This window comes from Planctomycetia bacterium (assembly GCA_016795155.1).
Taxonomy (GTDB): Bacteria; Planctomycetota; Planctomycetia; order Gemmatales; family HRBIN36; genus JAEUIE01.
This window is the reverse complement of the sequence record JAEUIE010000013.1, coordinates 1-22,678: the sequence shown is the minus strand read 5'-3', so window position 1 is coordinate 22,678 and position 22,678 is coordinate 1. Positions and strand designations below refer to the sequence as shown.

The 22,678-nt window shown below is 50.8% G+C and carries 19 protein-coding genes and 1 tRNA gene; 13 read left to right on the top strand and 7 right to left on the bottom strand.

Features of this window, described 5'->3' with window-relative positions:
• Positions 1-3 precede the first annotated feature (3 nt).
• Positions 4-2,604, bottom strand: coding sequence for an ATP-dependent chaperone ClpB (clpB, locus tag JNJ77_05795; protein ID MBL8822082.1), 2,601 nt, complete (start codon positions 2,602-2,604; stop codon positions 4-6).
• Positions 2,605-3,137: 533 nt separating this feature from the next.
• Between clpB and JNJ77_05790 the strand changes: the two genes are divergently transcribed.
• The 5 genes from JNJ77_05790 (at position 3,138) to JNJ77_05770 (ending at position 8,127) form a co-directional block, all read left to right on the top strand.
• Positions 3,138-3,866 carry a lysoplasmalogenase gene (locus JNJ77_05790; protein MBL8822081.1) on the top strand — a complete coding sequence of 243 codons (729 nt, stop codon included), beginning with the start codon at positions 3,138-3,140 and terminating at the stop codon, positions 3,864-3,866.
• 73 nt (positions 3,867-3,939) lie between these two features.
• Positions 3,940-4,341: a hypothetical protein gene (locus JNJ77_05785; GenBank protein MBL8822080.1), complete on the top strand. Its 402-nt coding sequence runs from the start codon at positions 3,940-3,942 to the stop codon at positions 4,339-4,341.
• Between the two features lie 64 nt (positions 4,342-4,405).
• A complete protein-coding gene (locus JNJ77_05780) occupies positions 4,406-5,950 on the top strand; it encodes a S8/S53 family peptidase (GenBank protein MBL8822079.1) in 1,545 nt (514 codons plus the stop codon).
• A 135-nt stretch (positions 5,951-6,085) separates the two neighbouring features.
• On the top strand, positions 6,086-7,255 hold the full coding sequence (locus JNJ77_05775; GenBank protein ID MBL8822078.1) for a sugar phosphate isomerase/epimerase: 1,170 nt from the start codon (positions 6,086-6,088) through the stop codon (positions 7,253-7,255).
• Positions 7,256-7,470: 215 nt separating this feature from the next.
• Positions 7,471-8,127, top strand: coding sequence for a hypothetical protein (locus JNJ77_05770; protein ID MBL8822077.1), 657 nt, complete (start codon positions 7,471-7,473; stop codon positions 8,125-8,127).
• A 17-nt stretch (positions 8,128-8,144) separates the two neighbouring features.
• Here the strand turns inward: JNJ77_05770 and JNJ77_05765 are convergent, their stop codons facing one another.
• Together JNJ77_05765 and JNJ77_05760 are read right to left on the bottom strand one after the other, a co-directional pair.
• Positions 8,145-8,603, bottom strand: coding sequence for a DUF4440 domain-containing protein (locus JNJ77_05765; protein ID MBL8822076.1), 459 nt, complete (start codon positions 8,601-8,603; stop codon positions 8,145-8,147).
• Between the two features lie 22 nt (positions 8,604-8,625).
• Complete coding sequence (locus JNJ77_05760) at positions 8,626-9,432, bottom strand: NAD-dependent protein deacetylase (GenBank protein ID MBL8822075.1); 807 nt, start codon at positions 9,430-9,432, stop codon at positions 8,626-8,628.
• An 88-nt stretch (positions 9,433-9,520) separates the two neighbouring features.
• Here JNJ77_05760 and JNJ77_05755 point away from each other — a divergent pair, with 88 nt between their 5' ends.
• From JNJ77_05755 to JNJ77_05740, 4 genes are all read left to right on the top strand, one after another.
• Positions 9,521-10,828 carry a hypothetical protein gene (locus JNJ77_05755; protein ID MBL8822074.1) on the top strand — a complete coding sequence of 436 codons (1,308 nt, stop codon included), beginning with the start codon at positions 9,521-9,523 and terminating at the stop codon, positions 10,826-10,828.
• A 77-nt stretch (positions 10,829-10,905) separates the two neighbouring features.
• Entirely contained in the window at positions 10,906-11,340 is a 435-nt protein-coding gene (locus tag JNJ77_05750; GenBank protein MBL8822073.1) for a hypothetical protein, read from the top strand.
• Between the two features lie 136 nt (positions 11,341-11,476).
• Positions 11,477-12,064, top strand: a complete 588-nt coding sequence (locus JNJ77_05745) for a sigma-70 family RNA polymerase sigma factor (protein MBL8822072.1) — start codon at positions 11,477-11,479, stop codon at positions 12,062-12,064.
• Positions 12,061-14,472 (top strand): serine/threonine protein kinase, encoded by a 2,412-nt coding sequence (locus tag JNJ77_05740; GenBank protein ID MBL8822071.1) that lies wholly within the window; start codon positions 12,061-12,063, stop codon positions 14,470-14,472. Before JNJ77_05745 ends, JNJ77_05740 begins: the two co-directional genes overlap by 4 nt.
• Before the next feature lie 18 nt (positions 14,473-14,490).
• On the opposite strand, the gene JNJ77_05735 is transcribed toward JNJ77_05740, so the two are convergent.
• Complete coding sequence (locus tag JNJ77_05735) at positions 14,491-14,811, bottom strand: YkgJ family cysteine cluster protein (GenBank protein ID MBL8822070.1); 321 nt, start codon at positions 14,809-14,811, stop codon at positions 14,491-14,493.
• A 126-nt stretch (positions 14,812-14,937) separates the two neighbouring features.
• Here JNJ77_05735 and JNJ77_05730 point away from each other — a divergent pair, with 126 nt between their 5' ends.
• Entirely contained in the window at positions 14,938-15,819 is an 882-nt protein-coding gene (locus JNJ77_05730) for a ParA family protein (GenBank protein MBL8822069.1), read from the top strand.
• 6 nt (positions 15,820-15,825) lie between these two features.
• On the opposite strand, the gene JNJ77_05725 is transcribed toward JNJ77_05730, so the two are convergent.
• The 3 genes from JNJ77_05725 to JNJ77_05715 all read right to left on the bottom strand — a co-directional run bounded on the left by JNJ77_05725 (position 15,826) and on the right by JNJ77_05715 (position 19,562).
• Positions 15,826-16,116: a hypothetical protein gene (locus tag JNJ77_05725; GenBank protein ID MBL8822068.1), complete on the bottom strand. Its 291-nt coding sequence runs from the start codon at positions 16,114-16,116 to the stop codon at positions 15,826-15,828.
• Between the two features lie 258 nt (positions 16,117-16,374).
• A complete protein-coding gene (locus tag JNJ77_05720) occupies positions 16,375-17,637 on the bottom strand; it encodes a DUF1501 domain-containing protein (protein ID MBL8822067.1) in 1,263 nt (420 codons plus the stop codon).
• Positions 17,638-17,861: 224 nt separating this feature from the next.
• On the bottom strand, positions 17,862-19,562 hold the full coding sequence (locus tag JNJ77_05715) for a DUF1549 domain-containing protein (GenBank protein MBL8822066.1): 1,701 nt from the start codon (positions 19,560-19,562) through the stop codon (positions 17,862-17,864).
• 149 nt (positions 19,563-19,711) lie between these two features.
• Here JNJ77_05715 and JNJ77_05710 point away from each other — a divergent pair, with 149 nt between their 5' ends.
• The 3 genes from JNJ77_05710 (at position 19,712) to JNJ77_05700 (ending at position 22,101) form a co-directional block, all read left to right on the top strand.
• On the top strand, positions 19,712-21,397 hold the full coding sequence (locus JNJ77_05710; GenBank protein ID MBL8822065.1) for a glycine--tRNA ligase: 1,686 nt from the start codon (positions 19,712-19,714) through the stop codon (positions 21,395-21,397).
• 148 nt (positions 21,398-21,545) lie between these two features.
• Complete coding sequence (locus JNJ77_05705) at positions 21,546-21,977, top strand: Ohr family peroxiredoxin (protein MBL8822064.1); 432 nt, start codon at positions 21,546-21,548, stop codon at positions 21,975-21,977.
• A gap of 51 nt (positions 21,978-22,028) precedes the next feature.
• A tRNA-Arg gene (locus tag JNJ77_05700) sits at positions 22,029-22,101 on the top strand.
• Positions 22,102-22,678 lie beyond the last annotated feature (577 nt).

Here is a 22,678-nt window from a genome sequence, read left to right as displayed (position 1 = left end):
TAATCAGATGGTACGGAACGAGATGCCGCCTTGGTCTTCATCGTTCTCTGCAACAATGCGTTGCCCGTCACGTATTTTACCTGACAGCAGGTTTCTGCTGAGAGGTGTTTCCAACTCCCGCTGAATGGCCCGCTTGAGTGGCCGGGCTCCATACGCAGGGTCATAACCGCTGGAAAGCAGATGCTTTCGAGCAGATTCAGACAGTTCGAGCACTATATGCCGTTCTTCCAGTCGTTTGAGCAATCGTTGTAACTGAATATCGATGATCTTCTTCAGATCACTTTCGGTCAGTGCATGGAACACCACTGTTTCATCAACGCGATTGAGGAATTCAGGCCGGAAGTGCTCACGCAATTCTTCCAGAACAGCAGATTCCATGTGCTCAAATACCGCACCACTGGTTTTGCCTGAAAATTCCAGAATACGACGTGAGCCGATGTTACTCGTCATAATCAGCAGCGTATTCTTGAAATCGACGACCCGGCCCTGGCCATCAGTCAATCGGCCATCATCGAGAATCTGCAACAGCACGTTGAAGACATCGGTATGCGCTTTTTCCACTTCATCAAGAAGAATGACTGCGTAAGGGCGTCGTCGAACTGCTTCTGTCAGCTGGCCTCCTTCTTCGTAGCCTACATAGCCAGGGGGTGCACCGAGCAGCCGGCTGACATTGTGTTTCTCCTGGTATTCCGACATGTCGATGCGGATCAAGGCCCGTTCATCATCGAACAGGGTTTCCGCCAAGGCTCGGGCCAGTTCAGTTTTGCCTACGCCAGTAGGTCCCAGGAACAGGAACGATCCAATGGGTCGCTGTGGATCTTTCAATCCTGAACGGGCACGCAGCACAGCTTCTGCAACAGCCCGTACTGCATCTTCCTGGCCAACTACCCGTTTATGCAGGTCATCTTCCAGGCTGAGCAATTTCTGTGCTTCTCCCGCCATCAGCTTAGTGACAGGAACTCCAGTCCAACGGCTAACGACGCGGGCAATATCCTCCTCATCCACTTCTTCCTTGATCAGTCTGCTGCCTTGCTCCAGGGAAGAGAGTTTGGACTCCGCATCTTTCAATTGTGATTCCAATTGAGGGAGCACACCGTATTTGAGTTCCGAAGCCTTGGAGAGATCGCCCTGTCGGGTAACGACATCCACCTGCTGCTTGGTCTCATCAATCTTCTCCCGCAAGCTCCGCAGCGACTGTACCGCAGATTTTTCCGTTTGCCAGCGTGCCTGCAGTGATTGCGTTTTCTCCTTGATGTCTGCGAGTTCCTTTTCCAGCTTGGCAAGTCGGTCTTTGGAAGCAGCGTCTTTTTCTTTCTTCAGTGCCTGCCTTTCGATTTCGAGTTGCATGTACCGGCGATTGGCTTCGTCCAACTCAGTGGGTTGAGAGTCGATTTCGGTGCGCAGTTTGGCTGCAGCTTCATCGACCAGGTCGATTGCCTTATCAGGCAGGAAACGTTCGGTGATGTATCGATTGGAAAGCGTGGCAGCAGCTACCAAAGCCGCATCCTGAATTCGTACACCGTGATGCACTTCGTAACGTTCCTTCAGGCCGCGCAGAATCGATATCGTATCTTCCACGCTGGGTTGATCGACCATGACCGGCTGGAAGCGACGTTCGAGTGCTGCATCTTTCTCAACATGTTTGCGATACTCATCGAGCGTGGTAGCGCCGATGCAGTGCAACTCGCCTCGTGCCAGCATGGGTTTGAGCAGGTTGCCTGCATCCATAGCCCCATCAGCTTTGCCTGCACCCACCACCGTGTGCATTTCGTCAATGAATAAAATGATGTCTCCTGCTGATTCCTGTACTTCTTTCAGGACAGCTTTCAGACGTTCTTCAAATTCGCCACGGTACTTAGCTCCAGCGATCAGCGCGCCCATATCCAGTGCGACAACTCGCTTGTTTTTCAAGCCTTCGGGGACATCGCCACGGATAATACGCTGTGCCAATCCTTCCACGATAGCGGTTTTGCCAACACCAGGTTCGCCAATCAGCACCGGATTGTTTTTAGTTCGTCGCGAAAGTACTTGTATCACACGGCGAATTTCTTCATCGCGCCCAATGACAGGGTCAACCTTGCCCTTAGCTGCGAGGTCGGTCAGATCACGGCCATACCGCTCCAACGATTGATAGGTGCCTTCCGGGTTCTGGGATGTCACGCGTTGCGATCCTCGCACTTCTTTGAGGGTTTTCAAGATGTCATCACGGTTCAGCCCGGCTTCCTTCAGAATCTTGCCGGTGGCTCCGGTATCGTTCATCATCGCAAGCAACAAATGCTCTACCGAGATGAAATCATCTTTCAGTTTCTTGGCTTCATCTTCGGCAGTTGCCAGCAGTCGATTCAAGCGGCCAGATAGAAAAACCTGATCGCCTCCCCCACTGACTTTCGGAATCTTGTCGAGTTCCATTTCCAGACGAGCCTGAATGGCCTTGGCATTAGCTCCGAGTTTGTTCAATATGGCTGCAGCCAACCCCTCTTCCTGTTGCAACAGGGTCAGAAAAAGGTGTTCAACTTCAATTTGCTGATGGCCACGACGTAACGCCAGGCTCTGTGACGCCTGTAATGCTTCCTGTACTTTTTCTGTCATTTTGTTGGGGTTCATTTTCTATCCAAATTGAGAACTGTGTTCTGATGAAAATGTAAGAGCAATTAGTAGGCCAAATCAACTCTATAGATTACAACGTGTTTCTAGATAACGATTTATGGATACATTTGTCGAATTGCGTAATATCGATTGGGAGTCGCTGTCAAACTGGCAGATACATGTAATTGAGAAAAGTGTTTGTTTCTTCAATGAAAATTCCAATGACGCAGTCATTACTTAAGTAAAAAAAAACTGATTAGACCCCCTTCCTTGTCCTCAAGAGTAATTGCTTACATTAGCATCGAAGGGGCTTGATCAGTCCAGAACTATATAGCCAGATGGTCCCATACACAATCAGGCATAAGCCGATCTCTGTCTTAGAATCAAGAGAATGCAGCCAAATTCGCTTTTGTGGATGAACAATTTCAATGTTGGTAGTGTGAAGAGGTCACGCAAGTAAAACCATTCATACCATAGACTTTGCTTTTACTTCTCAACCAGCACACTCCGTCAACGCGACAGAGCGTGATGACTACTAACCAGAATCATCAATGTACTATTTACTCTTGCTCCTGTGGCTCTTCACTCTCGGCACAGGCTTACTTCTCGATCTGCAATGGCTCGATAAAGAGCATTTCAGTACCCTGCCCTCGATGAAACTGACCAGCAGTTTCATTTTGGTTCTGGCTGCCTGGTACACCGTCTTCAAAACTGCTGCCGCACCTCGGCGCATTGCGGTCTGCATTGCGGTGGGTATGTTTTTCGGCTTTCTGGGCGATTGTGCGATGGCGGGGTTGTTCAAGTTCTTCCCCAGCCCTGTCATCGGTGGCATGTTGTTTTTTGGCATCGGGCATCTGGCGTACATCTATGGTGCGCTGCTGGCACGCCGATACTTTCAAATACCTGCCAATGCCCTGTGGTGGCTCGCGATATTAGCCTGGCAGGTCATCGGCATCCTCATCTGGATTTTCATCGTCAATCGCAGTGATCAACATCTTCCCCTGCATATCCCTGCATTGGCGTATGGTGCATTGCTCGCCGCCACCGCTGGTGTCACTTCGGCACTGGCGATTCAGAACAGGCAGTTTATCTGGTCTGCACTCGGAGCCATGTTGTTTCTTTTCAGCGATGGCGTTATTGCCTGGGAAATGTTTCAAGGCAGCACCCCGCAACTTCGATTTCTGGTCTGGGCAACCTACGGCCCCGGGCAGATGTTGATTGTCCTAGGCTTCGCCTGGGTTCTTGTGTACAGGACTAGAACTGCAGCGCAAGTTTCGTGAACTCACTTGTTTATTGTTTACATCGAGAGTACTCTCGTTAGAAGATGGCTTATACATGTTCAGGAGTCGCAACATGTTACGATCTCTTTTCAGTCTGGCAGTAGCACTGGGGATGGTGGTACCTCTATCAGCCGGTGAGATGGACAACGATACATCGGCGAAAAAGAACACACTTCCTGCAGTTAGCAAACAGGCTGTAGATTCAAATAGCACAACAAGTGAGTTGGATAGCGAATCACCCACGCAATCGTGGCGGCGCTATGGCTGGGGTGGTTGGGGCTGGCGCGGTGGCTGGGGATGGCGCGGCGGATATGGCTGGGGCTGGGGTGGTGGATATCGTTCTTACTACGGCGGTTGGGGATGGGGCGGATATTACCGGCCCTATTTCGGCGGCTGGGGAGTTAGCGTAGGTTATTACCGACCCTGGGGTGGATATTGGGGCGGTTATGGATGGGGTGGCGGATACTGTTGGTAACGTACTTTCGCTTACTGAGCCGTTGGGTCTCCAACGGCTTTGTTTCATATGTGGGACATGAGTAATGAATCGCCTTGCCGCAATGCTATTGCTATGTGCACAGTTACTTGGCGACCTATCTGCTCAGGAGTCAACCGCCGTTGCTCGACTTGCCAACATTGATCTGGTTCACCAGAAACTGGGTATCAGCAAAGATTATCTAGACTTGCCTCGCATCGATAACATCAAGATCGCCATTCTGGATTATGGCTTTGATGGCATGGATGGCAAACGGACCTATCTGCCAGCCAGCACGGTGATCGTTGAACATTACGACAAAGCATTCATTGAAAAGCACCAACTGGGCGATCCAGCTTACAGCAAGCCTTTTGCTCCCGGCAATACACATGGCCGATTCATGGCCCAGATCATCTGGGGCGTCACCGGACATCAACCAAAAGGACCGCGGTTCTATCTATTAAATGCCAATGGACCAACGCTGTTTCGCCGAGCGGTGAAATATGCCATCGAAGCACAGGTTGACATTATTCTCTTCAGCGGCGTGTTTGAAGGTGCAGGCAATGGTGATGGCCGGGGTTTTCTCAATCAGGTAGTCAGCGAAGCTCTTTCAGCAGGCATCATCTGGATCAATGCCGCCGGCAACTATGGCAGGCGAACCTACGAAGGGCCGGTCACACCCAGCAATACCGGTGAGCTTTACTTTGCAGGCAGGCCCGATCCAAACGCTCTCCGCTTTCGCAACCGTCTGGATGAGAACACCATTACCATCACATTGACCTGGAATGATTACCGCTCGGTAGAAGATGCAGGCACCTTCAAAGACCTCGATCTGTTTGTGGAAAACAACAAGGGACTGCGGATAGCATCTTCCGAATTGAAGCAGGTTACCAATCGACCAGCCCGGCAGGGAGAATCGCGTAATCCACGTGAACGCATTCAACTGAACGATCTGCCAGCAGGCGAGTATCGAATCAAAATTCGAACCAGTACACCCGGTGCCTGGCGAAATGAAGATCGCCTGCGGGTGCTGGTGCAGGCCAGCCGGGATGAAGCAGCTGATCCCAAGACTGGCGAAGCCATCGAAGCGGTGCCGTTCATTGATTACAACGGCAAAGGGGAAATCTATCCGCCTGCCGACAATCCCCTGGTTCTTACCGTTGGCGATACCACGTTGGCCAGTTCAAGTGGAGCAACGGCAGATCATCGTCGCAAGCCCGATGTGATTATTGAAGATGCCCGGGCAACCTTCACCAACGGCCTGACCAGCACCGGCGCTTCTAATGCAGCAGCCTACTTTGCAGGCATGGTGGTGTTAATGAAGGCCTCAGCCCCCACTTTGACTACCAGTGATTTACTTGTGCTGGCACATCCCCGCAGCAGTTTTCCGACCACAAGGAAGCGTGAAACAGTTACCCTCAAGCCTTCGACATCAAGCAACAGAACTCTGACGCAAACCGGTCAGACAAAAACTACCAACACAACCACGTTAAATACTCCCGGTAGTGCAACCAAGCCACCATTCAAAGCACCATGGAAAATGCCAACCAGACAGCAACTGGCAGATCGTACTGGAACGATTTTTCAAAAGGCATCCAGTCTGCCACCGTAATCAACCATTTTCAGATGATTCAAAGTTGATAAGAAGTTTGTTGACTCTGTCAGTAACAAACCTCATACTCTTCGTGACAACTTCGTAACTTGTAAAAGGAAGCTGAAAGCAAATAGCTGACGGCTGAGAGCAACTATGGGTTTCCACCAGACCAAATCGCATTGTAACGGCAAACATTCCTATCATCAGATCGGCTTGGTTCGTGGCCAGTTCGGCGACATCCCTGAAGATCAGTGGCTCGACTTCATCGCTCAGACTGGGTTCGATGGCTGGGAAGAAGCATCGTGGGAACTCGACCTCGCCAAGTGCGCCACCGATGCCGGCGCTGCTGCCTATGCTGCCGAACGAGTGGCGAAGGCAAAGAAACGCGGTTTGGAAATCTTCACCGTTGCAGTACATCTTCAGGGCCAGGCACTGGGCGATGAACCATCTGCCAAGACGCTGCAATTCTGTGGCGGGGAGGCCGTGGAAGCGTACAAGAAGTGGCGAGCATCGGGAAAGAATCCGCCTAGAGAAAACCCCTACTATGTGCCCGAAGAAGTAGGCAAGTTGATCCACCAACAATCACTGGATGCACTATGCGCCACCGCCCGGCTCGCCCATCATCTGGGCAAACTGCAGGATCGCAAAGTATGCCTCCCTGGCTTCACAGGCTCCCCCGCCCATGCCTGGAGCCACTTCTTTGAATTTCCCCCGCGCCCCAAGAGCATTGGTGGCCATGCTATTCCTGATGCCATTGACGTTTCGCTTGAGTTAATCGCTGAGCGTTTCGCTCCGTTCCTCGATTTGTGCAAACAGCTTGGCGTCACCTTTGACCTCGAATGCCACCCCAGCGAACGGGCGATGGGCGATCTCGAATCAGCAGGCGACTACCTCCGCTTCATGCATAAAGCCGGTTACGACAAGGTCGTCGGCTTCAACCTCGATGGCAGCCACATGGAATGGCAAGGCGTCTCGGTGGTGGAATTCATTCGTGAATATGGCGAACACATCCACTGCGCCCACATCAAAGGTGTCTGGGTCGCCAAGGAACACACCAGAGCTGGCCGCTTAGGTGGCCATCGTCCCATGGGTTCCAAACTGAACGGCTGGAACTTCGTCACCGCAGGCACCCAGCGTGATGCCAATAGTGTTGAAGAAATCATGATCGAACTCAACCGCGCCGGATTCGACGGTGCAGTGAGCATTGAATGGGAAGACAATGATGCAGAGAAACGCTCTGGTGCAAAAGCAGCGCTAGCCAATGTACATCGGGGTGATCTGCCACCCAGTCACGGCAGACACGATGAGACGCTGAAAGCGTAAGAATCGCGTATCTTGGTAAAGTCCTCACTTCATACAGTGTATGCTGTTGCCATGGAAATCGCACGTCTTGGATCGTGCGATTTCTTATCTACCGAGTAACCATTGCACCCCAGAATTTTCCTTCAATAAATTCCAGAAACCTGTCATTGATCGATGGGGAATTACGCTTTGTTGATAGCAGAACTTTATTTGAACATTCAAGAAGAGGAGTTACCATGGCCAAGCAGTCGTACAGTTTCGGATCATCGACAACGAATACCGCCCAGGAAATTATTGTCTCAACTAAAGACGGAAGGGAGATCGTCCGAGCAACTTTTCCCCTCTTGTCGCTGGAACCAAGTGCCTTCCGCGTCTTTGGCCTAGAGTCTGAAGAATGGTTGATGATGGAAGATGAACGTGGTAAGTCGTTAGCTATGCGGTACATAAGAAATCGAGACTGCATTGATTTTGCTCATTACTGGAACCAGAAAGATTTGATCAAAAACAAGTCGAAAGCAAGTATCCTGCACCGCAGGCGAGTCAAGCTGATGTCGAAAGTTCTCTTCCACTTCTATTTGTCTGCCTGCCAGGTAAAGATGCTGGAAAAGCACCAGGAACTGAAACATCTTCAGCCACTCTGTGATTCATCAGTAGACCATTGCTCTTATTCTCCTGATGGCTGGTGGGCGGTCTGCTGTTGCAAACATGACCTCGATTATGATGAAGGAGGAATTGAAGAAGATAGAGCATTTTTCGATAGATGTTTTTATAGGTGTTTACTTCGAAAAGCTGGACCAGTCATTGCAATCATCTATTACGTTGCAGTCAGGCTTTTTGGAAAAGACCATTTCAAGAATACAGGAGTACTCAACGGACGGCGTACTTGCCGTTAATACTTAAATCAAACCTGTTACTTCCTCTCCTCCGGCACCCCCGTATCAAAGATCACCTTCCAGCCTGCTGTATCCTTTCGCCAGGTGGTGACGTAGGCGCCTTGGGATTTTGTTGTTTCCTTCCCATCGGCAGATTTTTCGACCAGCCGGTATTTACCTGTGGTGATGCCCGATCTACCATCAGCAAATGCATGGGCATCAACAGGTTCCCATAACAACTTCACCTGTGGATTGGCAAACAGTGGACTATCCTGCTTGCGGATGTTGACAGCACCGGTAACAAACTTGCTGCCTATTGGCCCAAGCCTGGCTGCATCGCTGGCCATGAAACTCATCCAGCCATCAATGCCTTTTGCGGTGACCGTCTTGCAGAATTCGCGGTCTGCTGCAATGAGTTCCTGTTTTGTCTTGTCCACGTTATCCTGGGTTGGATGAAAAACCAAATGCATGAGAATGAAGTATGTGATAGCCGACATGGAAACTCCTTGTGACAGACGATTACATGAGTTCGTTGATAGACTTCAATGCCAATAACGCTCCAAATGAAAGAGAAATACCGCCATTTCTCACTTCCGCTTCTCGCGGGTTGATCCGAATCAGAGTAGAAGCCCTAGCTTCACATTCATAACGAACCGTCGGGATGGCAGTACCCGCACCTAACTCGATGGCGACGACGTATTTGCCCTGCACTTGTCTTAACCATTGCGAATATCGGCTCGCTTGCTCACGACTACGGATATCGAGCCAGTGACCATCACCAAACAACAACGCATTTGGCCTGGCTATCAGCTGACAAGATCTACAAACAGGCAGTTGGCCGACGGCACGCAGTGTATTCATCTCAACATCGAATGTCGATGCATCTGCCTGCCAGATTTCTTCATGACAAGGTTTCTGACACTGCAGGAAATTGATGGAGCCATGACATTCAAATATCCGCTCGGCATCGAAACCTGCTTTCTGGAAGTGGCCATCGACATTGCTGGTAAAGACAAAATAGCCTGCAGGCATCCGTTCAGCCCAATTCAACAGTATGGCGAAGCCTTCGTGCGGCACAGTAGCCTGATAGAGCTTAAGCCGATGGCCATAAAACCCCCAGGCCAGTGCAGGATCGGAGCGAAACCAGCGAGGATTGGCGAGTTCGTGGAACGATCTTCCATAGTGAATGGGGTAGGCTTTCCAGAAGCCTGCATCTCCTCGGAAATCAGGCAAGCCGGAATCCACCCCCATGCCGGCCCCTGCACCAATAAGGAGCGCATCAGCTTCCTTCAATGCCTGGGCTGCCTGCCGGTAATTCTCCAACATTGGCGAATCTCACGGGGGAAATGTGCTATTCTATCGCATATAGTTGTCAGTGGAAAACTGGCTTTGTGGTTACTGGAGAAGCCTGAACATGAAGAAGATCGTTATGTTGCTGATGGTATTGAGTTATGCATCAGCCGTTTACTGTCAGGATACGGCCAAACCTGCTACCGTTCAGCAGGTCAAGGAAGCGGTTGACTGGGAAACCATGCCGCTATTGCCTGACGCCAGCAGGATCCAGAAACGATTCAATCATATGAGCTTTCAGGCTCCGGGAACCTATGAGCAGGCCGCCGAGTTTTATCGCCAGCAACTCACCAAACTCGGCTGGAAGGAGGACACCTCTGTCGCTTCGGATCAGAAGAATTATCTGAGTGTCGTCCTGGAAAAGAATGGCTTTCGTCTCAGTGTTTCCGGCTATCGAACTAAACCTGAAGAACCCATAGCCATCACCTTGATGAACTTCGGTAATGTGGATGTCAGCCAGTTTCCCAAAGCCGACGATGCTGATGTAAAAACCAGCAACAAAGGTGCGGTTTATTATTTCACCAAGCAGCCTGCAGATGCAGTCGTGAAGTTCTGCAGGGAGTTCATGACCAAACAAGGCTGGAAGGAAGAAGTCAATGACATGTTTGACACCTGGGCCAAGGAAGGTCGCTTCGTTTTGCAATTTAGACAGAATGCCATCGAGTGCACGCTGGTCATCGTCAAGAAGGCAGACCAATCTGAAGTCACCTACACTTCCGGTATCAAACACGACATGAGTGCATCAGAAGTCGCCAGCACCGTATCTACTGGCACTTCTTCCAAGCCAGGCACCATGAAAGAAGCGATGGAAGTTATCAACATCATGAAACTGCCTCGAATGGAGAAAGCAGCCAAGGCGAAATTTCAGAAAGAGCTGGTATCGCTACCTATTGGTACCGCCTATCAAGTGCCAGATTCACTGGAAGATGCCGTCAAGTTTTACCGTCAGCAAATGAAAGCCGCTGGCTTTACTGAACTGACACCCATGGTGGAAACCGACACACTGGCGCTACTTTATTTTGAAAAGAAGGGTTACCTGCTGCATTTCAGTGCACAGCGAGACAAGAAAGAAGGCGTTACCGAATTGTCACTCATGAATCATGGCAATGTGGATATTCGCAAGCTGCCCATGCCTGAAGGCGCCAAGGTTGATCCTGAACGGTATCACTTCATGAATCTGACTACTTCTTTGAGCCTGGGTGACACCGAGGCTTTTTATCGCAAGGAACTGACAAAACTGGGTTGGAAAGAAGCTGAACAACAGGGAAAGGGGTTAATGCGATTTACCCAGAATGCCGTGGTACTAAGGCTGGAAATTCAAAAGAACACCTACAACAAAACCGCTGTAAAGATAGAGGCCGAAATGCGTTAGGTCGTTATCAATTTTCCTGAAAGATCATTCGCTCCTGTGGATACCTGCTTTATCAGGTTCATCCACAGGAGTTTGTCGTGAAGATAGCAGTACTGATTCTTGGATTTCTCGGTGCTCTTGGTGCCGGTTTAGTTGGGATGAAATGGCTGAGTGATGCATCAGCGAATGCCGATACTGTTAAAAAGCTCGAAGAATATGAACGCAGCTTGCAGCAAAGCAACAGTAAAGCTGCATCCGCAAACATGAGCAGCAAACTGGCTGAGCTTAATAAGTACGTCACTGCATCGTATCTTCTGCTGCTCGGCGCTGTGGTCGGCATGGCCTGCCTGGTAATGTTGCATCTTAACAGATTGAAACCAAAGTATGCCGGGGTGGCACTGATTGCATGTTCGTTGATTCCCGGTTTGCTGGCTCCTCCCAGCCTAGTCTTTTCCGGACAGATGATAGTGGCTGGCGGACTGGCATTTCTGCTTCGTAGTACCGAACCTTCTGCTGCTACAGCAATTGCCTGATTCACATAATCGTTCAGAATCGAGGAAGTGCCAACTCACCGATAATTGTTCTGGAGGTTGAAGACTCTTGCATGTAGCATATCAGGCAAGTCATTCAGTGCTGAATCATTCTTCACGGAGCAAATCGGAAGGATTTATGCAAACGCGTGCCAGCCTTCTGATGCGCATCCGTGATCCGCAGGACAGCCAGTCGTGGACTGAGTTTGTACAACTCTACGCTCCGTTGCTCCATTCATATGCGATGAAGAACAGGCTCCAGGATGCAGACGCTGCAGACCTGGCTCAGGACATTCTTCGCCTGGTTCTGCGTGCTGCGCCGGAGTTTGTTTATGAGCCAGCCCGGGGTTCTTTCCGGGGCTGGCTCTTTACCGTTGCCCGAAATGAAATTCGGAAATTCACCACTCGTAAAGCGAGCCGCAATCGAGGCACTGGCGATTCCGAAGTACGTGATCTTCTGGCTGAACATCCCGATGAAGGCTCCAGCGAAGCCGAGTGGGACAAAGAATATCAATTGCATTTGTTTCACTGGGCAGCCAAGCGAGTGCAACCTGAATTTCGTGAAGCATCTTGGCAGGCTTTCTGGCGAACTGTAGTCGATGGCCAGGAAATTGATACTGTCGCCAAAGAATTAAACATGTCCACCGGTGCTGTGTACATAGCCCGCAGCAGGATAACAGCCCGTATTCGACAGGAAGTCGAGTTCGTTCAGGGAGACCAGCAGTGAATCAATGCCCTACCGACTCGATGTTGACACAGGTGCTGACGGACATTCTTCCAGAAAATGAACAGGGAAAACTGGATGAACATCTTTCTCGATGCCCCACATGTCGAGAACGCCTGGAAGCTGTAGCTCAAGTGACAGAATTTGGATCAGTATTCGGAAGTGTTTCATCTCAACCGCCTACTTCTTCATTCCATTTGAAACGGGTGATGGATCAACTGATCACTGAATCATCACAATCCGTTGCACTGTTTTCAACACCTGCCTCATCAGAACACAGCAAGGCGACACTACCTGTACTACAGCCAACGCTCTTGCCGGGTTACCTCGGCAGGCTGGGAAACATCCAAATTCGTAGAGTCATTGGCCGGGGCGGCATGGGGGTGGTCTTCGAAGGACTCGATTCGATCCTGAATCGTACTGTTGCCGTTAAAGTACTTTCGCCTCATTTGCTCGAACGACCGGAAGCCAAGAACCGTTTTGTGCGTGAAGCTCAGTCCGCAGCTGCACTGACTCATGAAAATGTTGTAGCCATTCATGCCATCAGTGAAGCAGATGGCATTCCGTTCCTTGTTCTTCAGTATGTAGATGGAGAATCACTGGCTGAAAGGCTGACTCGGCAGAAAGTGCTGCCATTCGAAGAAGTATTGCGAATAGGCCAGCAGGTGGCGCGTGGATTATCCGCAGCACATGACCGGGGAATGGTTCATCGGGATATCAAGCCAGGGAATATTCTTCTGGACAGTGAGACAGGCAATGCCCGCATCACCGATTTCGGGCTTGCCAAGCATCTGGGGAATGAATCGCTGACACGAGTTGGCATGCTGGCGGGTACCCCTGCCTACATGTCGCCTGAGCAGGCAACCGACAGTGCTCTCGATGCCCGTTCTGACCTCTTTAGCCTGGGAGTGGTTCTATATCAGGCCAGTAGTGGAGAGTTGCCCTTCAAAGCCGATTCCCCATTTGTGCTGCTGAATCAGATTCGCTCAGCCAATGAGAAACCATTGCATGAAATCAATCCGGAGCTGCCAGAATGGTTTTGCAGTATCGTCCATTCTCTTCTTCGGAAGGAGCCGGAGAATCGCATCAGTTCAGCAGCAGAATTGGCAGATTTGCTTGAACAACGAAACAGCATACTGCCTGTCAGAACAAGCGCAAATAACAGCAGAAGAACCTGGAATCCAGTCATCCTGATTTCCACCTTATTGCTTTCAGGCATCTGCATCGCAGCCATCATCTTTCTAGTACAGCGTCAACAGGAAGTTCTGACAAGTCACGCAACACAAGCGGAAGCCGTTATTCAGGGATTTCAGATAGTGGGAGACGAAAGAAAATACCCTTCACTGGCAGAAGCCATTGATGCAGTTTCCGAGAAAGGCACAATCATCATTCATGGCGACGGTCCCTTCTCCACTCCGACAATCAGAATCGAAAATAAGAATATGACAGTCCGAGCAGCACCAGGCTCTCACCCTCGATTCATTCCGGAGACCACGGGGAATGGAAACTTTCGTCAATTTCTCTCGACTAATTCTGATTTGACTCTAGAAGGGATTGAAATCTACTGGCCGCTGAAGGCTCCGGTCACCAAGATGGATGACCCTTCGCAGCGGGCTATTTTGTATTCATCCAATAGGAAACTATCCATCTTGAATTGTCGTATTGTCAGTGGTGATGCAACAGCCTGCATAGGATCCACTGGTCAGGATGTCGTTATAGAACGCTGTCATATCGTTTCACCAAATGGGTGCTGCCTGGCCTGGAAAGTGTCCAGTTCTCCCGTTCATCTTGAGAACAATGTTATCGAATGTCGTGCGATCATGAATATTGGGCGGCCTCCCAACATGGCCAATATTGTCCGCAAAGGGATTTACCTTGCCAGAAACATATTTTCGGGGGAACGAGTGCTCAATGTTTTTGTCGAGCTTAATCCAAGGTTTTCGTTTCCTGTCAAAGCCTTCCGAAATATCGTCGATTGTACACACCCGTTGACAGTTCTCACCTTGCCTCGAAACCCTTTCGATATCAACCACCCGGAAACGATTCGTGATCTGGGCAAAGCGGTTGTCTCCTGGTCTGAAGATTCCAACGTTTATCGCAAGCACACTGACTATCTGTCTGCTCTCAGAACTTCACAGATCAAAATGGCGGAATTAAACATCTCCCAGTCAGCGGAGTTGAAGAATGTCGCTCAATGGCAGGAGTTCTGGAACATGAAAGACACCAGGTCGATAGAGGGCGATATCCAGTTTCAGACACGAACAGGCCCTACACCACTCACTGTCTTGCAACTCAAACAGATTGCTAACACCAGTGGACCGTTAATGAAGGAGATGGGGCCTAGCACTGATCTCATTGGGCCGGGAGAAGCCTATCATCAGTGGTGCAAATCAAACCTGTTAAGAAATTGAATCGACAGATTACTGCTTTCACTTCTCTGAAGGGAGCAGTTCAGGCAAACCCTGCCTTTGCCTGGCCTGCTGACATTGCTCCGAGCCCGCTGCCAACTCGCGGCAGATACCTGGTCGTGTGGAATAAATGGCACAGCGTTGTTCAGAATCAAGGAAACAGCATGCTTCGTGAAATGGCAACGGAAACAAGGTGATGGGGTATCGCGTGCTGTTGGTATTCCTGCAGCCTTCCTGGTGAATACGTGGTTCGAGAATCGCATCGGCTTCGGTAACGTAGATGGGAAACGTTCGGCAACAGGCTCCACAGCCATCACACTCAAAAACAGGTAGACATGTCATGCTGCAACTCTATCTGTGTTCATTCGATTGTCCAGTTTGGATATTGATGCACCACTATGGTTGAGGTAGACATTCAAACCTGTTGTGTGATAACTTTGTCGCTTCCACACCAAGGAAACAGATACCATGCGACGGATCGCAGTCATCAATCAAAAAGGCGGCGTGGGGAAAACCACCACCACGGTAAACCTGGCAGCGGCACTTGCGCGTTCCGGCCAACGGGTAGGCATCATTGATCTTGATCCCCAGGCACATGCTTCCGCGCATCTGGGCATGGAGCCTGATGGCACCCGGCCCTCCATGTACAATGCCTTGGTGGAAAATGTACCTCTCGAATCGGTTCGACAATCGATCAGTGAACGTCTTTGGCTGATGGGGGCAGACATCAACCTGGCGGCTGCAGAAATGGAACTCTCCGGTGTAGTCGGCAGGGAAGTGATTCTACGTGATCTTCTGGAGCAGGATCAGGAATTATCCGACAACACGAAGTTTGATTATCTACTGATGGATTGTGGCCCTTCACTGGGCGTGCTCACCCTCAATGCACTGGCCTGTGCCCATGAGGTCTTTATTCCACTGCAGCCTCATTACCTGGCACTGCACGGATTGGGCAAGCTGCTGGAGACCACTTCGCTGGTCGCCAAGCGCATCAACCCTTCACTCTCTGTAACAGGTATTGTGTTATGTCTGTATGAATCGACGACACGGCTGGCGGGTGAAATCATTCGCGATTTGGAAGCGTTTCTCGAAAAGAGTCGCGGGACCACCAGCCCCTGGGCGAAGGCTGAAGTCTTCGCGACCCGTGTTCGAAGAAATATCAAACTGGCCGAGTGCCCCAGTTTCGGGAAATCTATCTTTGACTACGCGCCGAACAGTCACGGCGCGGAAGATTACCTGGCACTGGCTGAAGAAGTGCAGAAACAGGCATACCGCATCACCACTCAGCGCGTTCAGTTGAACGACCGCATGACAGCACCAGTTGAACAACTGGCACCTATGGCAACCTGACGCCCATTACTTCTTGGCTGGGCCTTCATACGGATTCTGCTTGGCTGGTGCGTTCAGGCGTTCATCAATCTGCTGTTGACCAGGAGCCTGCAGCATGGCATTGCTGTGCACTGGCGTGCCAAACATTTCTGTGTTGGCATAGCCTGAGCATTCATTGCAGCCTGATGCCATGCCCGTGCTGAAGCCACTGTCATGGTGTCGATTGTATCGACCGCACTTATTCCTGGAGAAAAAGCACCCGGTTGATAAAACCAGAGTTGCTAACAGCGTACCCAACAAAATTCGTCGCATGTTCATGGGACTTCCCCCCGGCGTACTTCCTCCATGCAAACGCCATGTGTTAACCGCGCAATTCCCCTGCGGTCTGTTGTTAATCATGCCCGCAGACCAGGCTGCAAGCAACTCGTGATGAAAAACTTCAGCGATTCCTGACGAACAGGACAACGCAGAGTTGGCAAGGAACGATTGGCAGGAAGTTCACGATATCTTTACCTGCGCGGAGAAGTGACCGCAGGCGTTCAAGTTTCGGTAATCGTCAAAGTTTACCAAATGCAATTACAACAACTCAGTGATCAGCTTTTCGCCTTTATCCACAGGCCGAATGGGTCTGCCATCGCGCGTGTGGAACTCTTTCTTGTAATCGATTTCTAGAACTGAACAGACTGTCGCCATGAAATCAACAGCACTGATAGGCCTATCTGTCACATCGGTGCCCTGGGCGTTGGTTTTTCCGATGGTTTGCCCAGCCTTGATGCCACCACCAGCCAGCATGGTAGTCCAAGCTCGGGGGAAGTGATCGCGACCGCCCTGCTTGCCAAGTGTTGGAGTACGGCCAAAGTCGCCCATCCAGACAACAAGCGTGGAATCGAGCAATCCTCGCTGTTTCAAATCAGCAATCAGCGCAGCCATCGGCTTATCAAGCTGTCCACACAGGGTTTTGATACGGCCTGTATTGTCACGATGCGTATCCCAGCCATTCATGGGGATTTCGATAAAGGTCACTCCCTCTTCCACCAGGCGACGAGCCAGCAGACAGGCATTACCCATCGAAGTTCTACCATACATTTCGCGAATATGTGCAGGTTCCTTGTCCAAATCAAATGCACGTGCCTTGGCTGAGTGCATCAATCCTGCAGCACGCTGGTAAGTTTTGCGATGAGCCTCCCCCGCAGGTAACTGTTCCCGATTCAGAAAGCCCTGTTCAATTTCTTCAAGCAAAGAACGACGGCGATCAAATGCCACCATGTTATCGCTGGGCTTGAGGTTCTCAACACCCCGTGCAGGATCGCGTACTTCCAGGGGCATGTGAGCTGGCCCCAGATAACCTGCACCAAATGTCTGCCCGCCGATACAAACGAAATTGGGCAGCGTATCTTCCGGCGAACCGAGCGTTGCAGATGCGATTGCCCCCAGACTTGGATACGTCAGACCACCTGCACCCTGCCGAAAGCCGGTGTGCATGTAATATCGAGCCCGGCCATGACTACCTTCCTTGGTGCTCATGCCTCGCAGCAGCGAACAATGCTGCATCACCTTGGCCATGTGAGGGAGTGTCTCAGCAATCTGGATGCCCGGTACCGAAGTATTGATCGCCTGGAACGCGCTGGTTTTGTTCTCCGGCTTGGGATCAAACGTATCAATCTGACTCGCGCCACCGGTCATAAAGAGCAGGATGCAGCTTTTGTGCTGCGGCTTGGCCTTTCCTTTTGCCTGCTGGCTCCATGCCAACTGAGGCAGCCAGCCTGATGTCGGCAAAGCCAATGCACCCAGTGATGCCATCTTGAGCAGATCACGGCGGGAACCAGGTGTATTGAACATTTGAAACATAACTTTTTCCTCATCTGCATCTTCGATTGAGCTTAATGACTCGCGGAGTTCCCTCTCCCCATTGGGGAGAGGGTTAGGGTGAGGGGTTTTATCACATGGCGCAAGCCCTTCGTGTCATGATTCTATTCACACAATACGAAGGGCTGCGCCATCAGAATATCCCCTCACCCCCAGCCCCTCTCCCCGGGAGGGAGAGGTGAGTAAGCCAATTCGAGTTAGTGATTAAACACAAACTCCGAACTGTTCACCAACGCCCAGAACATATCTCGATAGGCACGGGCGGGAATAACATCCTGCTTCAAGTACTTCTTCATGCGTTCCACTTCCTTGCTGGTTGCGTAGCGGGAAAGGATACGCAGATACAGTGCCTGAATCATCTGCTCCGGCGTTTTGGATTGTGACATCATCTCTTTGACAATATCACCGATGTCATTCATCTTGTCGTCATTCATCAACCGCAAGACCTGCGGTATGCCGTGCCCATATTCCTCGGTCACGCCGGCATCATCGTCTGCCTCGGCATGGAAGAAGTTCCGGAACTGTTCACGTGGCGTGCCTCGGCGCTTGCGTTGCTGTTGTGCAATCTTGGCTCGTTTGCCTGGCCTGTCATCTTCAGTAGGCGTATGATTGAGCACCACCTGCAATGAATCAAACAGCATATCTGCTGTCATCACCTTGATTGGGGCATGACTATACAGCACCTTGTCACTTTTGTTGCCCGGTAGCGGCTTGCTCGTTCGCTGATAAGTCTGGCTGTTGACAATGCATCGAATCAGATGCTTGACATCATACCCTGATGCAGCAAACTCTTTGCTCAACAACTCCAGAACTTCGGGATGGGTTGCAGTGCTCAAATCCCGCATGTCATCGAGAGGCTCAATAATGCCTCGGCCAAAGAAGTTGGCCCACATCTTGTTTGCCATGCTGCGGGAGAAGTAGGGATTTTCTTTGGAGGTCAGCCAATCGAGAAAGGCCAATCGTGGCGATTTGGATTTGCTGAGCGAGGGTGTATCACCCAACAGATACCGGGCTTTTTCCGTTTTGCCATTGGTATCGGGGATAACAATCTCACCAAAGGGAGCAGGTTCTCGTTGTCCATCCTGCACTTTACGCCGTGGCCTGCCTTGTGCAAACCGTTCCACAATTCCAGGAACAGCTTCATCTCGTTTGGCTGTGTGCGTGGCATGCAAGCCATTGAAAAATGCCGCTACACCCCAGAAGTCTTTCTGTTTCAGGCCATCATCAAATGGGTGATTATGGCATTCGCAGCATTCCAGCTTGATGCCCATGAACATCTGCGAAGTGGTAGCCACCACACGGGCAGGCTGCACTTCAGGCTGCTTGTTCCCTTCGGAATGGGCGAGGTAGAACACGGTGGCAGGATTGTCGTCCCGTTCGCCTTCAGCCATCAGAATCTTGCGGACCAGTTCGTCCCAAGTTGTGTTCTTATTGAACTCTTTCTCCAGCCAATCCTGAAACTTGTACGAGATGATAAGAGCGTTATCCATCGTTTTCTTGACGAGCCGGTGATACCAGATGATGCCCATGTGCTCGCCATATTCTGGATCATCGAGAAAATCTTCCACCAGCTTCTGGCGCTTGTTGACATCCTTATCAGCGATGAACCTTACCACCTGTTCGGCTGTCGGTACCCTGCCCCGCAGATCGAGGGACAACCGGCGGATAAACTCGGCATCATCACTACGGGCAGATGCCGTAACCTTGGCATCCGCCAATGCTTTGTCGATGATCTGATCGAGTTGGCTGGCAATGGGGGTGTAATCGCGGCTGGCGGATGCAGAGGTTTTGGGTGAGTCAGCTAGTCCGGCACTGGAGAACAGACAGAAGGCTAACAGCAAGCCGAAGAACCCCAGTGCGAAACAGAGTACCTGGCTTCGATGTCTGGGCATTCGCATGGGAATTTCCTTCGCACCTTGTTCTATCGCAATGTAACACCAGCCGCTTGAACCAGTTTCGATTTTTATGATGAGTTGGACATCAGATAGCTGAAAGCTGATTGCTGATAGCTATACTCTCTAAATCAGCTTAACTCAGGAACCTGCCGATGGATATGGAAAAGATTGTGTCGCTGTGCAAACGCAAGGGGTTCATCTTCCAGGCGAGTGAAATCTACGGCGGCATCAATGGCTTTTGGGACTACGGCCCGCTTGGCGTTGAACTGAAAAAGAACATCAAGGATGCCTGGTGGAACGACATGGTCCGCAACCCACCCCCCGGGCCAGACGGCGAAGAGATCGTGATGGTGGGTTTAGACTCGGCGATCATTCAGAACCCGAAGGTATGGGTAGCGAGCGGGCATGCGAGTGGGTTTGCGGACCCAATGGTGGATTGCCTAAAATGTCGGAAACGATATCGGGCTGATAAATTGTGGATAGTGGACCTTATCGATTTTGCGATTGAAGCTCCGAAAAAGAAAGAACTGTATGACCGATTAGGCATCAAAGATAGTATCAGTTCACTTGAGGAAGCACTTGCTCAAAGGGAAATATTTGACACTGTACTTCCATACTTACAAAACCCATACTCTCCGACTTTAGTAATGACTGTCGAAGCTGAATCTAAGAAGGAAGCACAGGACCTCATCGTACTTTCAAATACGCAAAGAAAGGCATTTAAATCTGAGCCTCTTCGAATCGCTCGTAAATTAACTGAAGTAAATGAAGGTCAAAAGAAATGTCCGGATAGAGCATGCGGGGGTGACCTTACACCTCCACGTTCATTCAATCTGATGTTTGAATCCCACGCAGGTGCTATACAAGATGAAGCCAATAAAGTCTGGCTTCGCCCCGAAACCGCCCAAGGCATTTTCACTAACTTCAAGAACGTAGTCGATAGCTGTCGCGTGAAGCCTCCATTTGGCATCGCACAAGTTGGGAAAGCATTTCGCAACGAGGTGAACCCCCGCAACTACACGTTCCGCTCCCGTGAATTTGAACAGATGGAGATCGAATTCTTCTGCCCGCCTGATTCATCCATGAAATGGTACGAATACTGGCGGGATGTTCGCAAGGCGTGGTATACCAAGCTCGGAATCAAGTCGGAGAAGTTGCGGCCACGCGAACAAGGGGACAAAGAACTCGCCCACTACAGCAAGGCATGCACCGATATCGAATACCTGTTCCCCTTCAGCGAAGAGCCTCAGGAACTGGAAGGTGTTGCACATCGTGGTGCGTTCGATCTTACCCAGCATCAACAGCATTCGGGCAAGGACTTGTCCTATTTTGATGAAGCAGCCTGGGCTATGTATGACAAATCAGCCTTCAAGGGCGACAAGAAACGGGAGCAGGAAGAGAAAGCCAAATTCCGTTACATCCCGCATGTCATTGAGCCCAGTGCCGGGGCTGATCGTTTCACACTGGCTGTCCTTTGCGAAGCATATTCCGAAGACACGATGGATGGCGAAATTCGCACCGTCATGCGGTTTCATCCACGCCTGGCCCCGGTGAAGGCAGCCATCCTGCCACTGGTTAATAAGGAGGGCATGCCCGAGATTGCCGAGAAACTCTATCGCGAGCTGAAACGTGATTGGAATGTGCAGTACGACGACGGCGGAGCCATTGGCCGGCGATATCGCCGTCAGGATGAGATCGGCACGCCGTTCTGCTTCACCATTGATGGCCAGACCCTGCAGGATCAAAGCGTCACTATCCGCTACCGCGACGATGGCAAACAGGAACGCCTGCCCATGACTGAAGCAGCCAATAAACTCCGAGAAGCACTTCGGCCATAACATCGTTGGGCTTCGCCATGTAATAATCCCCTCACCCCCGACCCCTCTCCCCGGTGGGGAGAGGGGAGAAAGATGACGCAAATACTCAGCATTCCGACTTCATACTCAGCACTCAGGACTAAGCACTCAGCACTTAATAGGAGCACCCATGCCAGAGTTCAAACCGTTCTATACCGCTCATGCCACCGCTGTGGGTGGCCGCAATGGAAATACCAAATCGGATGATGGCTTAGTTGATGTCAACCTCTCTGTTCCCAAAGCGATGGGCGGACCTGGTAAGCCCGGCACGACCACTCCAGAACATCTCTTTGCAGCAGGCTATGCTGCCTGCTTTGGCGGTGCCTGTGAATTCATGGCCAAGCAGATGAGGCTGCCCATGACCACGCTCGCCATCAAATCAGAAGTGACCATTGGCAGCATTCCCAATGGCTTCGGCCTGGCTGTGAAACTGAACGCCGAGGTAGGCGGTCTTTCTCAGGAAGATGCCGAGAAAGTCGTTGCCGCCGGGCATGGACTGTGCCCCTATTCCAATGCCATCAAAGGCAACGTGGATGTAACGATCACAGTCACCGTGGTGTAACTGGCGAACCCGTTTGCCAATCGATTCATCCTTCTTAGGATGTACCAATACGCTCCCGTAGCTCAGGGGATAGAGCGGCGGTTTCCTAAACCGTAGGTCACAGGTTCAAATCCTGTCGGGAGTACTAAATATCACGGTAATTATAGAGTATTTTTGATGATTGGTTGGGGTAAAATGTTGGGGTAAATTATTTGGGGTAATTAATGGGGTAATTCTTGCTGACGCGGAGATCAAATTAGGTTGTCCTGCTAAGACCATTCTGAACTAAAATTCTAATCCGCCATAAATACGTGCTGAACAGATCACAATTTGCCCAAGCCTGAATCTGGACGTTCTGTATTTGCCGTATCTGAGTCAATGCAGCTCACTTATCATTCGATTCAGACTTCTTTTGGATGAGTGTGGCAGTGGCAAGTGTTTTCTTCAATTCTTCCCCATACCCGACAGGCCCGCCGCTGGCTCACCTGCAGATGCTTCACCACGTGAGTTACCATCTGCCGTTTCCGCTGCGGGCTTAGAAGTTAGTGTGGGCGGCCTCACGCAATATCGCCTTGTCCAATTCCGCCTCCGCCAGCAAACGCTTCAGACGGGCGTTCTCCTTCTCCAGGTCTTTCGTAGCCGTCCGGTAAACTGACGCCTTATACGCTGTGTTAAGTTAGTGGCTTTCTTCGAGGGAGGAGAGCCACCATGGCGAGTCGTAA

Bases quoted from the DNA above. Each gene is read 5' to 3' on its own strand.
- JNJ77_05755 (MBL8822074.1), top strand. From the start codon at position 9,521: ATGAAGAAGATCGTTATGTTGCTGATGGTATTGAGTTATGCATCAGCC.
- JNJ77_05775 (MBL8822078.1), top strand. From the start codon at position 6,086: ATGGGTTTCCACCAGACCAAATCGCATTGTAACGGCAAACATTCCTAT.
- JNJ77_05785 (MBL8822080.1), top strand. From the start codon at position 3,940: ATGTTACGATCTCTTTTCAGTCTGGCAGTAGCACTGGGGATGGTGGTA.
- JNJ77_05710 (MBL8822065.1), top strand. From the start codon at position 19,712: ATGGATATGGAAAAGATTGTGTCGCTGTGCAAACGCAAGGGGTTCATC.
- JNJ77_05720 (MBL8822067.1), bottom strand. From the start codon at position 17,637: ATGTTCAATACACCTGGTTCCCGCCGTGATCTGCTCAAGATGGCATCA.
- JNJ77_05730 (MBL8822069.1), top strand. From the start codon at position 14,938: ATGCGACGGATCGCAGTCATCAATCAAAAAGGCGGCGTGGGGAAAACC.
- clpB (MBL8822082.1), bottom strand. From the start codon at position 2,604: ATGAACCCCAACAAAATGACAGAAAAAGTACAGGAAGCATTACAGGCG.
- JNJ77_05765 (MBL8822076.1), bottom strand. From the start codon at position 8,603: ATGTCGGCTATCACATACTTCATTCTCATGCATTTGGTTTTTCATCCA.
- JNJ77_05790 (MBL8822081.1), top strand. From the start codon at position 3,138: ATGTACTATTTACTCTTGCTCCTGTGGCTCTTCACTCTCGGCACAGGC.
- JNJ77_05780 (MBL8822079.1), top strand. From the start codon at position 4,406: ATGAATCGCCTTGCCGCAATGCTATTGCTATGTGCACAGTTACTTGGC.
- JNJ77_05745 (MBL8822072.1), top strand. From the start codon at position 11,477: ATGCAAACGCGTGCCAGCCTTCTGATGCGCATCCGTGATCCGCAGGAC.
- JNJ77_05715 (MBL8822066.1), bottom strand. From the start codon at position 19,562: ATGCGAATGCCCAGACATCGAAGCCAGGTACTCTGTTTCGCACTGGGG.
- JNJ77_05705 (MBL8822064.1), top strand. From the start codon at position 21,546: ATGCCAGAGTTCAAACCGTTCTATACCGCTCATGCCACCGCTGTGGGT.
- JNJ77_05735 (MBL8822070.1), bottom strand. From the start codon at position 14,811: ATGACATGTCTACCTGTTTTTGAGTGTGATGGCTGTGGAGCCTGTTGC.
- JNJ77_05770 (MBL8822077.1), top strand. From the start codon at position 7,471: ATGGCCAAGCAGTCGTACAGTTTCGGATCATCGACAACGAATACCGCC.
- JNJ77_05725 (MBL8822068.1), bottom strand. From the start codon at position 16,116: ATGAACATGCGACGAATTTTGTTGGGTACGCTGTTAGCAACTCTGGTT.
- JNJ77_05760 (MBL8822075.1), bottom strand. From the start codon at position 9,432: ATGTTGGAGAATTACCGGCAGGCAGCCCAGGCATTGAAGGAAGCTGAT.